The sequence below is a fragment of the Mucilaginibacter sp. UR6-11 genome (genome assembly GCF_020880695.1).
Classification (GTDB): domain Bacteria; phylum Bacteroidota; class Bacteroidia; order Sphingobacteriales; family Sphingobacteriaceae; genus Mucilaginibacter.
This window is the reverse complement of the sequence record NZ_JAJIWO010000002.1, coordinates 34,374-50,636: the sequence shown is the minus strand read 5'-3', so window position 1 is coordinate 50,636 and position 16,263 is coordinate 34,374. Positions and strand designations below refer to the sequence as shown.

The 16,263-nt window shown below is 41.4% G+C and carries 9 protein-coding genes and 1 tRNA gene; 6 read left to right on the top strand and 4 right to left on the bottom strand.

Annotation, left to right across the window (positions count from 1 at the left end):
* Positions 1-20 precede the first annotated feature (20 nt).
* Positions 21-2,558, top strand: a complete 2,538-nt coding sequence (locus tag LJ658_RS05585; RefSeq protein WP_230545490.1) for a M14 family metallopeptidase — start codon at positions 21-23, stop codon at positions 2,556-2,558.
* A gap of 55 nt (positions 2,559-2,613) precedes the next feature.
* Here the strand turns inward: LJ658_RS05585 and LJ658_RS05580 are convergent, their stop codons facing one another.
* From LJ658_RS05580 to LJ658_RS05570, 3 genes are all read right to left on the bottom strand, one after another.
* Positions 2,614-5,043 carry an outer membrane beta-barrel family protein gene (locus tag LJ658_RS05580; protein WP_230545489.1) on the bottom strand — a complete coding sequence of 810 codons (2,430 nt, stop codon included), beginning with the start codon at positions 5,041-5,043 and terminating at the stop codon, positions 2,614-2,616.
* Positions 5,044-5,688: 645 nt separating this feature from the next.
* On the bottom strand, positions 5,689-7,332 hold the full coding sequence (locus LJ658_RS05575) for a PspC domain-containing protein (protein ID WP_230545488.1): 1,644 nt from the start codon (positions 7,330-7,332) through the stop codon (positions 5,689-5,691).
* A gap of 24 nt (positions 7,333-7,356) precedes the next feature.
* A complete protein-coding gene (locus LJ658_RS05570) occupies positions 7,357-7,689 on the bottom strand; it encodes a PadR family transcriptional regulator (RefSeq protein ID WP_230545487.1) in 333 nt (110 codons plus the stop codon).
* A 186-nt stretch (positions 7,690-7,875) separates the two neighbouring features.
* Between LJ658_RS05570 and LJ658_RS05565 the strand changes: the two genes are divergently transcribed.
* Genes LJ658_RS05565 through LJ658_RS05555 form a run of 3 tightly spaced genes read left to right on the top strand, consistent with a single transcriptional unit; the run spans position 7,876 to position 12,940 of the window.
* Positions 7,876-11,007, top strand: coding sequence for a SusC/RagA family TonB-linked outer membrane protein (locus LJ658_RS05565; protein WP_230545486.1), 3,132 nt, complete (start codon positions 7,876-7,878; stop codon positions 11,005-11,007).
* Between the two features lie 11 nt (positions 11,008-11,018).
* Positions 11,019-12,476, top strand: coding sequence for a SusD/RagB family nutrient-binding outer membrane lipoprotein (locus LJ658_RS05560; RefSeq protein WP_230545485.1), 1,458 nt, complete (start codon positions 11,019-11,021; stop codon positions 12,474-12,476).
* An 11-nt stretch (positions 12,477-12,487) separates the two neighbouring features.
* Entirely contained in the window at positions 12,488-12,940 is a 453-nt protein-coding gene (locus LJ658_RS05555; protein ID WP_230545484.1) for a hypothetical protein, read from the top strand.
* A gap of 56 nt (positions 12,941-12,996) precedes the next feature.
* Here LJ658_RS05555 and LJ658_RS05550 read toward each other — a convergent pair whose 3' ends face one another.
* Positions 12,997-13,914 (bottom strand): LD-carboxypeptidase, encoded by a 918-nt coding sequence (locus LJ658_RS05550; protein WP_230545483.1) that lies wholly within the window; start codon positions 13,912-13,914, stop codon positions 12,997-12,999.
* A gap of 78 nt (positions 13,915-13,992) precedes the next feature.
* Here LJ658_RS05550 and metG point away from each other — a divergent pair, with 78 nt between their 5' ends.
* Entirely contained in the window at positions 13,993-16,062 is a 2,070-nt protein-coding gene (gene metG / locus LJ658_RS05545) for a methionine--tRNA ligase (RefSeq protein ID WP_230545482.1), read from the top strand.
* 90 nt (positions 16,063-16,152) lie between these two features.
* A tRNA-Arg gene (locus tag LJ658_RS05540) sits at positions 16,153-16,224 on the top strand.
* The last annotated feature ends 39 nt before the right edge of the window (positions 16,225-16,263 follow it).

Sequence of the window (16,263 nt, the reverse complement as noted above, 5' to 3'; positions counted from 1 at the left end):
TATTTAGCTTTATTAACTGTATGATAAAAAAGATCCCGCTATTAGCTGTTTGCCTGGGCTGTTTGGTTTCGGCATTCGGGCAAAAAATCCAGTCTCCGTCAGTATTCCTGGGTTATGAGTTGGGCACCCGGTTTACCTACCAATACCGCGTGACCGAGTATTTTAAGTATGTGGCCTCGGTATCAAAAAATGTAAAACTGGTGCAATACGGTACAACCAATGAGGACCGCCCGCTGGTTGCCGCGTTTATAGCTTCGGATGCTAATATTGACCGCCTGGAAGAAATCCGCAAAAACAATATAGGCCTGGCTGGTTTAGCAGAAAACAAGGCCTTGGGAAACGGCTTTATGCAGACCGCAACAAACCCGGCAACGGTTACGGCCAATACCCCGGTTATCGTGTGGTTGAGTTATAATGTACACGGAAACGAACCTTCGTCAAGCGAGGCTGCTATGCTTACTTTGTTTGATATGGTTGATCCGGACAACGCCAAAACTAAAACCTGGCTGGCTAATACGGTTGTGGTGATCGACCCCTGTTTAAACCCCGATGGACATGAGCGTTATGTTAACTTTTATAATTCGGTAAAGGGCGCCGTGCCTGATCCCGATCCGGCAGCGCGCGAACACGCCGAACCCTGGCCGGGTGGCCGGGTTAACCATTATTACTTTGATTTAAACCGCGATTGGGCCTGGCAAACTCAAAAGGAATCAAAGGCCCGGGTTGGCTTATACAATTCATGGCTGCCGCAGGTGCATGTTGATTTTCATGAGCAGGGTTATAATGCGCCCTATTATTTCGCGCCGGCTGCCGAGCCTTTTCATAGAGACATTACGCCATGGCAAAAAGAGTTTCAAACTACTATCGGCAAAAACAATGCTAAATATTTCGATCAGAACGGGTGGTTATATTTTACCAAGGAAGAATTTGATCTGCTTTATCCTTCGTATGGCGATACCTATCCCATTTATAACGGTTCTATCGGCATGACGTATGAGCAGGGGGGCATAGGTGCAGGATTGGCCATTACCACCCGCACCGGCGATGTGCTGACCTTGAAAGATCGTATTGCACACCATCATTCTAACAGTTTAAGTACGATTGAAACCGCATCGGCTAACGCTGCAAAAGCGGTTACAGAGTTTAAAAAGTATTTTGACAACAGCCGCACCAACCCAACCGGCGAGTATAAGGGTTATGTTATTAAAAATGATAATGATGATAAGATGCAAAGCCTTACCGAATTGCTGCGCAGAAATGGGATCCAATATAAATTCGGTATAAAAACCAGCGCAACAGGATATAATTATTTTTCGGGGAAAACCGAGCGGTTTGATATTGATACCAGGGACATCACCATTAGTGCATATCAGCCTAAATCCGTATTGTTAAATGTATTGTTAGAGCCCAAAACCTTTGTTGCCGACTCAAATACCTACGACATTACCGCCTGGTCATTGCCTTATGTTTACGGCTTGCGGGCATACGGCCTTAAGGAAGCCATAAAACCGGCTGCTGTACCTATCGTTGATGTTGTATTAACCCCACCGCTGGCAACGCAACCCACCGCCCACGCTTATGCCTATGTTGCGGCCTGGCAATCAGTAACCAGCGTTCAGTTTTTAAGCGGGCTGTTACAAAAAAACGTTAAAGTTAGGTATGCCGAAGCGCCGTTTGAAGCGGCCGGTAAAAAATTTGGCGCCGGCTCATTAATTATAACCAAAGCGGGTAATGCTGATGCCGGCTTTGACGCTGTTGTACGCGGCGCCGCCGACAATGCCGGCATTGAGCTGACGCCTTTAACCACCGGATTTGTTGACAAGGGCGTAGACCTGGGCTCGGCATCGGTGCATTTTATACACCCGCCTAAGGTAATGCTGATGAGCGGTGAAGGTGTATCGTCAGAAGCGATGGGCGAGATCTGGGAATATTTTGAACAGCAGATAGGTTACCCGGTTACCCTGATCAACTATAACAATTTGGGCCGGGCCAAACTGGGCGATTTTGACGTGATTATCTTTCCCGATGGTAATTATCAGGATTTTCCGTCAGATGATTTGCAAAACTGGGTAAAAGCAGGTGGTAAGTTAATTGCGTTACAGGGTGCGGTATCGCAACTGGCCGGTAAAAAAGGATTTGACATTAAACGGAGGGACGCCGACACCTTAAAAAACAAACCCTCATTAAAAATATTTGGAAACCGCAACCGCGATAACATTAAAAGCACAGTGCCTGGCGCTATTTATAAAATTAACCTGGATAACACCCATCCATTGGGTTTTGGCTACCCAAACTATTACTATACGCTTAAATTAACCGATGATATCTATGCACTTTTAGATGACGGCGACTGGAATGTGGGCACCGTAAAAAAGGATGGCTACGTTGCCGGTTTTGTTGGCCAAAAAGGCAAAGAAAAAATTAGGGATGGTTTACTGTTGGGTATACAACCTATGGGCCGCGGCTCGGTAGTATACCTGGTTGACGACCCATTGTTCCGTAGTTTTTGGGAGAATGGTAAGCTGCTGTTTGGTAACGCAGTTTTTATGGTGCAGTAAGCTAAACCGAACACCGAATGTTGATTTTCGGTGTTCGATGTTATTATAGCTACGTTTAATTACCCCCGCCGGCTCTGCCAGCTTCTTCTTCGGCGCCGGTGCGGTGCTCGCGTTGTTTGATCTTAGCATTGCCAAAGTTGTAGGTCACTGTCAATCTGTATACCCGGCTGTCTCTTTTTTGTCGGATACTGAAATCATTGCCCAGTTCATGGCTGTCAAGATCATTACGACGCAGATTAAAGACATCATCTACCCCAAACTTAACATTGAATTTCTTATCAGCAAAGGTTTGGCTTACCGCTGCGTCTATGGATTTCCGGTCGTGCATCTCATAAATACCATACGTCATCCGCGATGAATAGTTAAGTGAAACTTCGCCTTTAAAGGTACCGAACAGGAAAGTCTGCGTGGTTTTAAAAACAAAAGCGGCGGTGCCGTTGTCAATGTTGTGGCCATTAATGCTATCAGCTTTAAATTTGGTGTAAAAACCGTTAAGGTTCGCGTTCCCTGTCCACCATTTCGCAATAGTATAAGGAGAAAATATATTTACATTATAATTAGTTTGTGTAGCCAGGTTGAGGTTGGTTTGAAAGCTTTTTTTGCCCTGTGTTAATATGATCTCAATATTTGCATCCGTAGTATGGCTATAGCCAAAATTCACGTCAATGGTTTTATTATATACATAACCCAATTCAAAGTTATTGGTGTATTGCGGTTTTAAAAACGCGTTTCCTTTTGAAAATGTGTACGGATCAAGATAGTAAACAAAAGGATTTAATTCGCTGTAATTAGGGCGGTCAATACGGCGGCTGAATGAAAAATTAAATTCGTTTTTGCTATTTAGCGTCTGATTGATAAACAGGCTGGGAAAAAAGTTAAGATAGCTCCGGTCAACCGGGGTGCTGCCAAGCAGGTTCCCGTTCGACTGCGTGTACTCTGCACGAAGGCCCAATTGTACCGAACCGTTTTTGTATTGCTTGTTAATATTAAAATAGCCGGCAGTTATTTTTTCGGTATAGATAAACCGATTTGAGCGGGTGGTGTCGTTTACAAAGTCAGCGCCGTTAAATTTCCCGGCCCTCAGGTCATTGTCCGTTTTAACACTCGAAAATTTTGCACCTGTTTCTATTTTTACGGTCTTACTTAGCGGTTTGGCATAATCAGCCTTTGCCGAATATATTTCGATGTCGGAGGGGGTCTCATTACGCAGTAACTCCGGGGCGTGCTGGATAGTACCGTCGGGTAAATAATAATCGGTATTATAACTGGCTTTGCTGTTGTTTTTAAATTTTGAATAATCAAGGTCCGCGCTTAACGTCTGCCCCAGGGTATCTAATTGCAAACGATCATTAAAATTAACGGCCAGGTTGCTAAAAGTTTGCCGGATCTCAGAGCTGGTATTTAACGCAGAGTCGACGGTATTCATTGACTGGCCGATTTTGGTAAAGTTATTATTAAGATCTTTTTCTTTGTTGCTGTTGCCGCTTATTACAACCCCGACAGTATTGTTTTTGGTCACATCCAGGTCGGCGCCTAGTTTAAAGTTGTTATAATGATACACCTGCGGCGAACTGGCTTCTTGCCTAAAATAGGTGTTGTTACCTGCATCGACGGTTTTACGGTTAAGGTCCATCCGCTGGTAATTGGGGATATCACCGTGGCTAAGCAAACCAAATATATTTAAGTTACCTTCTTTATGGTTGATATTCAGGTTCTGGCTTTCGCGCAGGCGGCTTGCGCTGGCCACGGCGGCGGTAAGGCTGCCATTGGTGCCGTTTTGTTTGTTCTTTTTTAATTTGATATTGATGATACCCGAATTACCCGCCGCATCATATTTTGCTGACGGATTTGAAATAATCTCGATAGACTGAATAGTCGTACCATCGGTCGAGCGTAAAAGCGTGGCCAGTTGTGCCGGGGATAAATAAGTTAACTTATCATTAATCATAACGGTTACACCCTGCTTGCCTTTAAGGCTGATGTTGTCGTCCTTGTCAATAGTAACGCCGGGGGCGCGCTCCAAAATTTCCATTGCGGTGTTACCGGCAGCCAGCACGCTGTTTTCAACATTCATAACAGTGCGGTCTATCTTACGCTCTATTAAAGGTTTGGTTGAGGTAATATTAACGGTATTAAGTGTCTTTACATTGGCGCTCATTTTTAAATCAGGCACGGTAAGATCGCCTTTATCGGCAGTGACCGTAAAAGTGGCGCTGGCGGCTTTGGTATAACCTACATTGGTTGCTTTTACAATGTAATCGCCGGGTTTAATATTATCAAAAATATAAACGCCTGCATTATTGGTCAGCGCTCCTTTAATAACGGTCGAGTCGGTGGCTTTTAATATGCTCACGGTAGCATAATCTAATTTAACACCCTGGTCGTTTACCAGCTTGCCGGTTACCCTGGCCGTTTGCGCAAAAGTGGTTAAGCCAATACCCGCCAGCAATAAGGTATAGTATATTTTAGTAACTGTTTTTTTCATATCAGGTAAAGCTTAGGCAATAAAACTCCTGTAAAAGAATTTTCCTTCTTTTTTATAGTTAGTGTAAACGTTGATGTTAATTATCCGGCTTGTTACCGGTTGTTTATCATAGCAATAGCATCAGGGCTGTGGCAATGTTTTTATATAAGATGCAGAAACCCGGAAGAAGGTTACAGGGAAATTTAACTTTTTAACGCCGGGGATTTATTCAATCCTCTTTTTCTGATTGTTTTGATTGAGGATAAGTGAACTCGTTTAACTATATAACAACTAAAAGGATAAACTTTTTCAGGACGAGTCACTTAAATCAGGTGATCCACTTTTAGTGATCCACCGCCGAAAAATCAGCAAAAAATGGTCGTTTTTCAGTTTGTTGATTATCAATACCCTAATTAAAAAATATACTTAAAGATCCTGACGAATAAGGATGATCCAAAGCGATCCGCTCAAAAAGCCAAAATATTAATTTACAGATACTTAGCAAAAAATGGTGATCCGGGTGATCCACTTTTTTAGATGGATCACTTAGCCTTCAAATTCTGCTCAAACAGGCATGGTGTGCAGATCTTAATAATATATAAGGTTATATAAGCCCGCCGCACGGCAGCAGACCTATATACCTTATATTAATAGCAAACGCCTTTACTATTTTACCTTTAAAATTTTTAAGCTATCCGGTTTTGGGATGGTGGTGACCAGGGTGTCTACCTTGCATTCCAAGCCATTGTCTGTCATCACAAATGACGCAGATGAAGCTTCTGTCTTTTTGTTTTTTTCTTTACACCGGTATACGTCAATGCCGTCTCTTAAAAAATCGCTTAGCCGGTCTTCAATTACAATAATCGAGTTCATGGGCACTTTTAAGGTAACCTCTATTTCCTGGGAGTGCCATGGGTTACCCGGTAACCGTTGCAGGTAGCGGTCAAATTTTAAAACAGAATCCTGTTGAACAAAGATATACTTGGTATTGCGCGCATTTAATAAGGCATCCTCATAATGGCTGCCTTTGGCGCGGAAGGTTTCAACCAGCACCGGTTTGCTTACGTCGCTCTTTTCAATCCTGATTGACAGGTTGTCTTGTTCATAGTCCTCAAAATCATTACTATTAGTAACCACTATATTTTTGTCTGATTGCAGGTTAAGCCGCACACTATCGTCATGGGTAAAGTATTTTACATCGTTCAGCTTTAAGTAGTAGGTGTTTTTTGAGGGCGTAGCCAGGCTGATAGTTTGATTAAAGCTGGCGGATGACCTAAAGCCGGCCGCAACCCGCGATCCATAAAATACCAACACACCGACTGCGAATAACCAGATTACAAATATTACCGAGCCCATAGATTTATCAATGGTACCGGTATTGAAGATCGCCTTTAAGGTTATTAAGAAAACAGCTAACAGTGGTATCACCGCCACCACAAAGCCAGAGAAATATATGTGATTAGCATATTGATTGGCCATTACGCTAAATGGAAACATATGATTGTGTGAATCGGGCCATAGGGTTACCATTGCCAGGCACACTATTAAAACAATAGCGAAACCCAGGCAAGCCAAGAGTACAACAATACCAAAGACTTTAACTAATACCTTGCCGACGCCATTAAAAAACCTGCCTAAATGATAAAAGAACTCGCTTATAAAATCTCTGAGCTTATATATCATGGGTTTAGCTTCGTCCTTTAAATCGGTTAGGTGGTTACGGACCGCGCTTAACTCCTCTTCAAAATTATTCTTAAAACCCTGCAGGTTTAACTTTTCGCCTTTCATGGCCATACGGTCGGCGCGGGTAACGGCGCGGGGGATCACGATCCAAAGTATGATATACAGAAAGAAGCCCGTGCCAAAAAACACCAGAGTCAGCAGGAACAACAACCTTACCCATGTAGGCTTTATATCAAAGTAATTACCTAAGCCGGCGCAAACACCGCCCAGCAGGTGGTCGTCCGGATCGCGGAACAGGATGCGTGCACCGCTGTTATAAACGTAGCCGTTATGTGGCGCTGATGCGTCGTTGTCCTGTTCGGCATTTTCAAAATCCTGCACGGTGCCCATTAGTTCAACAACCTGCCTAACGTCCTGCTCAACAATAACCTGCTTGTTCTCATTCGCTAATATTTCAGAAAGCATTTCGGCAATGCGGTTCTCAATATCCGTAGTGATCTCATGGCTATCGGCCGAGTTTAAAAAATGACGTTTTACATCCGTCATATAGTTTTTTAATATCTCGTAGGCATCCTCTTCAATATGAAAAACGGTGCCATTTATATTTATGATAATTGTTTTGTTCATGATGTGATTTTTAGTGAGTGAGTTTTATTTCTTTTTTCCGGTTGCGGTTTGTACGGCAAACGAAAGCTCGTGCCAGGTTTTGTCCAGCTGTTCAAGCATCTTTCGGCCATCGTCAGACAACGCGTAGTATTTACGCGGCGGGCCTGAGGTTGACTCGACCCAGTTATAAGTTAGCAGGCCGTTGTTTTTTAACCGGGTTAATAATGGATATAAAGTGCCCTCAACCACAAGTAGTTGAGCCTTTTTAAGCTCGGCAATTATATCAGACGCGTATGTTTCATCGCGGGCGATGATAGAGAGTATACAGTACTCAAGTATACCCTTACGCATTTGTGTTTGTGTGTTTTCAGCTATCATATCACAAAGATATATGTTTTATATTGTATTATGCAATACATAGTACTAAAAATATTTATTTTCTCGAATAAAACATCTTTTTTTAAAAAAAAAGTTTGGTTTTTTAACGATTTAATTTGTGTTTTTAATAACGGAACATTACTTTTATAATTAATTAACTATTAACTGATCTTATTATTAACAAACATGAAAAAACTTCTACTAGTAAGTTTGTGTTTTCTGGTGTTATGCGTAACACAAGTATTTGCACAAAACCGTACTGTTACTGGTACGGTTACAGCCAAAGATGATGGCCTACCCATCCCGGGAGTAACAGTAAAAATCAAAGGGGCAAGTGTTGGGGTTCCAACAGACGTGAATGGTAAATTTTCCATAAGTGCGCCAGAAAACGCCACACTTGTATTTTCATTCATTTCTTATGTAACGCAAGAAGTCTCTGTTTCGGGCAGAAGCGTTATCAATGTAACATTAGCACAAGACAATAAGCAATTAACCGAAGTTGTTGTAACAGCTTTGGGTATTTCCAGAGAAACCAAGTCATTGGGTTATTCTGTTGCTGTTGTTAAAGGTAGTGAGATTACTAAATCAAGAGAGACCAACGTTGTACAGGCACTTGCAGGTAAGATTGCTGGTGTAAACATTACTCAATCTTCAGGTACACTAGGTGGCGGTTCAAAAATTGTTATTCGTGGTGCTACTTCATTGAGCTCTGACGTACAGCCAATTTTTGTTATCGACGGATTAATTATTGATAACTCGGCTCAGCAGTTGGCCACATCAAACAGTGCTGTCCCACAGGGCGTCGCTTCAATTGATTTTGGTAACCGCGCAGGTGATATTAACTCTGACGATGTTGAATCTATAAGTGTATTGAAAGGTGCAGCAGCTGCAGCCTTATATGGTACGCTGGCAAAAAACGGCGCAATCATCATCACAACAAAAAGAGGTAAAAAGAACGGCCCCGGAACAATTGAGTTTAATTCAACAACCAGGTTTGATAATGTGTTATTATTACCTAAATTCCAAAATGAATATGCGCAAGGTAATCAGGGTACTTACAACATTGCAAATACCAATGGTTGGGGTCCTAAGATTAGTGAAGTTCAAGATAAAACATTCCCTAACTTTTTAGGACAAAATGTTAAGCTTCAGGCTTACCCTGATAACATCAAGAATTTCTTCAAAACCGGACATACCGATATCAACTCGGTTGCTTTTTCTGGTGGCGGTGAATCTGGTGATTATCGTTTTGGTTATACCAATACCATACAGACTGGTATAATTGAGCAGGAAAAGTTAAATAAAAATGCAGTATCGTTTAATTCAGGCAAAACTATTTTGCCTGGTTTTGATGTCAGGACAACTGTTAATTATGTAAGAACCGTTACTGATGGTTTGCCTACACAAAGCTCAAATTTTCCAAACGTATTATCCACTGCTGTCTACGCCATCCCAAGAACGGTGGATATTGGTTTGTTGAAAGATAACTATGTGGATGCAACCGGCCAGCAAAATACATTAACACCGGCCAGAAATGGTAATAACCCTTATTGGTTGCTTTACAATAATAAATCTGGCGCTGTTAATAACCGTATATACGGAAACGCTATATTAAGCTACAAAGTGGCACCTTGGTTAACCTTATCAAACAATATTGGAACAGATATTTATAATGAATATCGCAAAGCTGTTACCAGACCAGGAACAATTGGTGCGTTAACAGGTAACTTCTTTACAGCTAATATTTATGAGCGAATCATTAACGATGATTTCCTTGCTACTTTTAATCATAAAATCACTTCGGATTTAGATATGAAATTTATTGCAGGAACGTCTGTTTATGAAACCTATTATCAAAGAGATCAGGAAGATGCTCAAACCTTAACAGTTGACAAGTTATATAACTTTGCTAACGCAGCAGCTGTAACTACAACAAATACATCAAATAAAAAGAGAATTCAAGGTGTGTATGGCGATTTAACGTTGTCATACAAGGACTTCTTATACTTGGAAGCAACAGGTCGTAATGACTGGAGCTCAACACTTCCAAAAAGCCACAACTCTTACTTTTACCCTTCAGTTAGCGCAGGCTTTGTGTTTACTGATGTGTTACCAAAAAGCACCTGGCTAAACTATGGTAAATTAAGAGCCAGTTATGCTGACGTAGGTGGTGATACCAACCCTTATGCTTTAGATTTTGTTTATACACCGGCAAGCTCTGTTTTTGCTCAATATGGTGCGGGTTCTACTTTTCCGTTTAACGGTTTGTTAGGCTTTACCGGCCCGTCAACAATTCCGGGGCTTGATAAATTGGTGTCTCAAAATCAAAATTCAACAGAGTTTGGAGTTGATTTAAGATTCTTAAACGATAGGATTACGTTAGATGCGGATCTATACAAAAACACTACTAAAAACCAAATTTTAAGTTTACCGTTGCCTCAATCAACCGGTTATGCGGCTAAGGTGATTAATGCCGGCTCATTAACTAACAAGGGTTTAGAGGTTACATTGGGTTTTGTTCCTGTAAAAATACCAAGCTTTAACTGGAATATCCAATTTAGATATAGCGGAAATATTAACACGGTGAGTTTACCTGCTGAAATTAAACAAGTAACTGTTCAAAGTGGCTATAGTGGTTTGACAGTTAAAGCAGAAAATGGTAAATCAATAGGGCTATATGGTGTAGCCTGGGTACGTGATGGTAATGGACATATTGTTATTGACCCTGCTACAGGTCTTCGTAAAACAATCACCGATCAACGGTTGGGCGGGATTTCTCCGGACTATACAGGTGGTATAACCAATACCTTCAACTATAAAGGTTTAACATTGGCTTTCACGGTTGATATCCGTAAGGGTGGTGTTCTGTTCTCAAATACCGTATCTACATTGCGTACAAATGGTTTGTCTGAAGAAACAGCACTTAACAGAGGTAAAATATTTGTTGATCCTGGTGTTGTTGCTTCCGGTACTACTTTTATACCCAACACGGTACCAGTACAAAGTATGCAGGATTACTGGGGACAATACAGTGCCGGTAACACCGAAGCCAATACATTTGACGCTTCTTATGTAAAATTAAGGGAAGCTGCGCTTTCGTACACTTTCCCTAGCAGTATTTATAAAAGATATGCCAACTTTATCAAAGGCTTAAGTATTGGTGTTGAAGGAAGAAACTTATGGCTTATCCACTCAAACGTTCCATATATTGATCCGGAAGTTAACTTCTTCGGCTCTGGAAGCGCTGGGTCAGGGGTAGAATTTAACTCTATGCCATCAACCAGAAGTATTGGATTTAATGTGCGTCTAACACTTTAATTAAAAAGAAAATGAAAAAGAAATTTATATTAACGTTTAGTGTTTTAACACTAATTTTAGCGTTGCCTTCCTGCAAAAAATATTTGGATATCAATACAAATCCAAATGCGGCGGTAACAGTTGATCCTAAACTGCTATTCTCATATGCGGTTACATCGTATGTTGACCTTAGAGCGAGCGGGGATTTATGGATACCTACATCTCTTGCAGGCCAGGCAGTTATGGATGGTTTTTCTAACCCGACAGGCTGGTCTGGTGGTGGTCTTGATGAAGGCGAATACAAAATAGACCCGCTAATTTACGGTAACCCTTGGAGAGCATACTATACTTCAATCGGCAATAACTTAAAGCAAGCCATTAAGATTGCTGAAAGCGCGACTCCGAAAAATAATAATGCTGCTGCTCAATGTAAAGTTATATTAGCATTAGTATATTATGAGTTAACAACCCTGTACGGGGATGTTCCTTATACAGAGGCCTTTAATTCTGATATCGCGTATCCACACTTTGATCCTCAGCAAAAAGTATTGCTTGGTGTAGTAGCCACCCTTGACGAAGCTTTGGCTCAATTTGATCCTGCAAGCACTGTAAAAATATCAGATTATGACTTGTTTTATAAAGGTGATATCGCAAAATGGAAAAGACTTGCTACCTCTCTTAAATTGCGTACTTTGATGACAATGGTTGATAAAGATCCGACCCAAGCTGCCAAAATAGGCGCAATGATAAACGCCGGTGGTCTGGTAGCTTCAGCTGCTGACAATTTCCAGGTACCTTTTCAGGATATCCAGAATAAGAAAAACCCTAAATATTTTATTAGTGAACAATTTAACGGTAAGCAAAACTTCTTTTTTGCTTCAAAATGGGTAACCAATTACCTTGATCCGGTTAATGATCCGCGTTTACCGAAATTGTTTGATCTTCCTGCCGGCCAGACTCATTATATAGGCATTGAACAAGGTGCTGACGGTGACGACGCTATTAATCCACGTGTTTCTACATCTTTACAAACAGCCACAGAGCCTGAAACCATATTTGACTATCAGGATGAGCTTTTCTATGAAGCTGAGATTTATGCAAGAGGTATTGGTGTTGCTGTAGATATAGTTAAGGCTAACCTGTTATACAAACAAGCTGTGCTTGAGTCGTGTAAATTTTATGGTGTTGCAACTGCAACAGCTACTGCTTTTTCTGCCAGTTTGCCAACCTATATTGCAACTGACTTAATATATAACATTCAATATCAGCATTGGGTTGACTTGACAGACAGGGGTATTGATGCCTTCACACAATGGAGAAGATCAGGGCCAGAGGGTAGCGAAATACCTGCTTTAACAATCCCTATTGGTGCGCCGGCAAATGGTTTGTTTAGAAGATACGAGTATCCGATAACCAACGAAATTAACCAAAATCCAAACGCTCCAAAAGCAGTTGTACATTATTACGAAAAACAGTGGTTTGATTTATAACACATAAAGACATGAAAAAAATAATATATATATGCCTGTTGATGCCGTTAGTGTTTCAATCATGCAAAAAAGCATATTCGCCGGGAGATAATTATCCCATTGTTAACGTATTACCGCCTTATGCGGCATTTAAAAGCCTGGCTACTGTAAATGTGAAATTGAATGCAGACCATGTTACGCCTGGCGCGGCTGCGTTTACATTTTTAATACGTACCGCTTTACAACAAACAGTTACGGTTACCTATTCGGTAAGCGGCGCCATAACATTGACTAATCAAACAGCGGTTATACCAAGAGATGCAACAACCGTTGCTATCAGTGTACCGGTACCAGCAGGTACTGCTCCGGGTACTGCAACTATCGTCCTTAACAAGGCCGTTGCGGCAGATGGAACAGTATTTACCATTGGGCAAGACAATGTGGCTGCTAATCAAAAAGCGTCTATAAAGATTACACAACTATAAAATATTTTAAAGTTGTTTTAATGGTCTGGAAAACATCGTTTTCCGGACCATTTTTGTTAATAATGGATTTGAACTTGTTGTGAATGAACAGACAGTATCAATTTTTTGCCTAGTATCAGCGCCTGATTATCCGGCACATGCCCCGCCGGGAAATCAAAACAAACCGGATATCCATAATTTTTTACCACGTCGATAATTATTTCAGGTACGGTTTGTCCAAAAGGGATGTCATTGTCTTTAACCTCGCTAAATCCACCCACAATTAAACCTGCCAGATTTTTTAACTTACCGGCCCTGTCCAATGTGCGGATCATGCGGTCAATAGCATACAGGTATTCACCAACATCTTCAATAAATAGTATTTTACCATCATAGCTAAAGTCTGATACCGAACTGAGGGATGCAATAAGCAGACTCAAATTTCCGCCGATTAAAACACCCGTACTTTGCCCCGGCCTGTTTATTGAATGCGATTGAAAAGAATAGGAAATCTCAGATCCAAACAAAGCTTTTTTAAGCGTCTGTAACGAACCGGCCGAAGCATCCGGTATATTTACCGGCATTTGCCCGTGAATGCTTTGTAAGCCATAATTGCTGTATATATGGGCGTGTAATAAGGTTATATCGCTAAACCCTACCAGCCATTTGGGTTGCTGTGCAAGTCTGTCAAAATTTACCTTATCCATCATCCTTATGGTGCCATAACCGCCGCGTGCGGCTATTATCGCTTTGACGCTGTCGTCGTCAATAAACCGTTGCAAATCAGCTGCGCGAAGATTGTCATCGCCGGCAAACTGATGATAGCTGGCATCAACGGTTGCGCCCAAAACAACCTCTAAACCCCACGACTGTAATAATGAAATGGCGTCATCCATTGGCCCGGGTAGTTTTTTTGCCGGACAGGTTATGGCAATTTTATCGCCTTTTTTTAGATGTGGCGGTTGTATTGTGGGTAATGGGGTTGCTGTATGCATAGTCAATATTAAAAAAAGTTTCTGACTTTCCGCCTTTCCCACTTCCCAACCAAATAGCTTATCTTTGCCAAATCCATTATGTCACAACTTAATAAATATAAAAGATTTACAATTACATCGGCGTTACCCTATGCCAACGGCCCGTTACACATAGGCCATTTAGCAGGCGCCTATTTACCTGCCGACATATTTGTGCGTTATTTGCGCCTTAAAAAACGGGATGTGGTTTACATCTGCGGATCAGATGAGCATGGGGCGGCTATCACCATAAAAGCGAAAAAAGAAAGCACTACGCCACAGGCTATTATTGATAAATATCACCATCAAATAAAAAATAGTTTTGAAGAATTTGGTATCGCCTTTGATATTTATCATCGCACTTCATCACAGATCCATCATGATCTGTCGCAGGAATTTTTTCTGAACTTATATGAAAAAGATGAGTTTATTGAAAAATTCTCTGAGCAATACTATGATGAGGATTATAATCAATTTTTAGCAGACAGGTATATAACCGGCACCTGCCCAAATTGTCATAACGAGAACGCTTACGGCGATCAGTGCGAAAGGTGCGGCACCTCTTTAAATCCTACTGACCTCATCAACCCGGTATCAACCCTTAGTGGTAAAACCCCTGTGTTAAAGCCTACCAAACACTGGTTTTTGCCGTTAGATAAATATCAGCCCTGGCTTGAACAATGGATTGACCAGAAAGAGGGAAGCTGGAAAGTAAATGTATTTGGCCAATGTAAATCATGGCTAAAATCAGGCTTGCAGCCACGCTCTATGACCCGCGATCTGGATTGGGGGATTGACGTTCCGTTAGAGGAAGCAAAAGGAAAGAAATTATATGTCTGGATGGATGCGCCGATAGGTTATATATCAGCAACCAAGCAATGGGCTATTGATAAGGGCAGGGACTGGAAATTATATTGGAAACAGCAGGAAGATGAAGCCGACAATGCTTGCCTGATCCATTTTATTGGTAAGGATAACATCGTATTTCATTGTATTATTTTCCCGTCAATATTACATGCGCATGGCGAGTATATTTTACCTGAAAATGTACCTGCCAATGAGTTTTTAAACCTGGAGGGCGATAAGCTTTCAACCTCACGTAACCATGCCGTATGGTTGCATGAATATCTGGAGGAGTTTCCGGGCAAGCAGGATGAATTACGTTACGTATTAACGTCTATACTGCCCGAGACCAGCGACAGCGAATTTACCTGGAAAGATTACCAGGCCCGTGTAAACAATGAACTGGTAGCCATATTGGGTAATTTTGTAAATCGCGTGATGATCCTGATGCATAAGTTTTTTGACGGTAAAGTTGAAAGCGAAACAGGCAAAATCACGCTTACTGACGGCTACCTAAACGATGAAATAGGCATATTTTATGATGCGTTGGAAAGCGGTATTGAAAGCTACCGTTTTAGGCAGGGCCTGCAAAGCGTAATGGATATAGCGCGGTTAGGCAATAAATATCTTACAGAGAAAGAGCCCTGGAAAACTATTAAAACAGATCCGGCCGCAGCAAAGGACGCCTTGCATAACAGCCTATTTATAATCGGGCATCTGGCAACTTGTTTACAGCCATTTTTACCCGCTACCGCCAGGAAGATATTTGAAATGCTTAATTTACCTGTCGAATTTACCTTTGATCAGGAACTGACATTTGCTAACGGACATCAGCTTAATCACGCAGCGCTACTGTTTGAAAAAGTTGAAGACGAAGTAATTGAAAGACAAATAGAAAAACTGCATAATAAGAAACAGGAACCTGCGCTTGTGGAAGAGGTAAAGATTATGCCTGCAAAGGATAATATTAATTACGAAACCTTTGCCGCAATGGATATCCGCACCGGGACCATCTTAACAGCCGAAAAGGTTGCTAAGACGAAAAAGTTGTTAAAATTGACAATTGATACCGGGATTGATCAACGCACCGTGGTATCAGGCATTGCTGAATATTATGAGCCCGAGGCGGTAATAGGAAAAAAAGTGAGTATCCTGGTTAATTTGGAACCGCGCGAAATAAAAGGGATTGTATCGCAGGGGATGATACTGATGGCAGAGAATGCAGAAGGCAAGCTAACCTTTGTAACCCCGGTTGACGAATTTCATGACGGGTCTGTCATTAGATAATATGTCAGGGAGATCCAAAGGATTTTTAATTTAGCCTTTAGATACTCATTGATAATTTGCACATTTGCACGTCTGCAGATTTGCAAACACGGTCCCGTAGTTCAACGGATAGAATAGGAGTTTCCTAAACTCTAGATATGAGTTCGATTCTCGTCGGGACCACAAAATCTCCCATCCATGTGATAAGCATGGGAGATCATT

Coding starts and splice junctions, on each gene's coding strand:
- LJ658_RS05585 (WP_230545490.1), top strand. CDS start 21: ATGATAAAAAAGATCCCGCTATTAGCTGTTTGCCTGGGCTGTTTGGTT.
- LJ658_RS05580 (WP_230545489.1), bottom strand. CDS start 5,043: ATGAAAAAAACAGTTACTAAAATATACTATACCTTATTGCTGGCGGGT.
- LJ658_RS05575 (WP_230545488.1), bottom strand. CDS start 7,332: ATGAACAAAACAATTATCATAAATATAAATGGCACCGTTTTTCATATT.
- LJ658_RS05570 (WP_230545487.1), bottom strand. CDS start 7,689: ATGATAGCTGAAAACACACAAACACAAATGCGTAAGGGTATACTTGAG.
- LJ658_RS05565 (WP_230545486.1), top strand. CDS start 7,876: ATGAAAAAACTTCTACTAGTAAGTTTGTGTTTTCTGGTGTTATGCGTA.
- LJ658_RS05560 (WP_230545485.1), top strand. CDS start 11,019: ATGAAAAAGAAATTTATATTAACGTTTAGTGTTTTAACACTAATTTTA.
- LJ658_RS05555 (WP_230545484.1), top strand. CDS start 12,488: ATGAAAAAAATAATATATATATGCCTGTTGATGCCGTTAGTGTTTCAA.
- LJ658_RS05550 (WP_230545483.1), bottom strand. CDS start 13,914: ATGCATACAGCAACCCCATTACCCACAATACAACCGCCACATCTAAAA.
- metG (WP_230545482.1), top strand. CDS start 13,993: ATGTCACAACTTAATAAATATAAAAGATTTACAATTACATCGGCGTTA.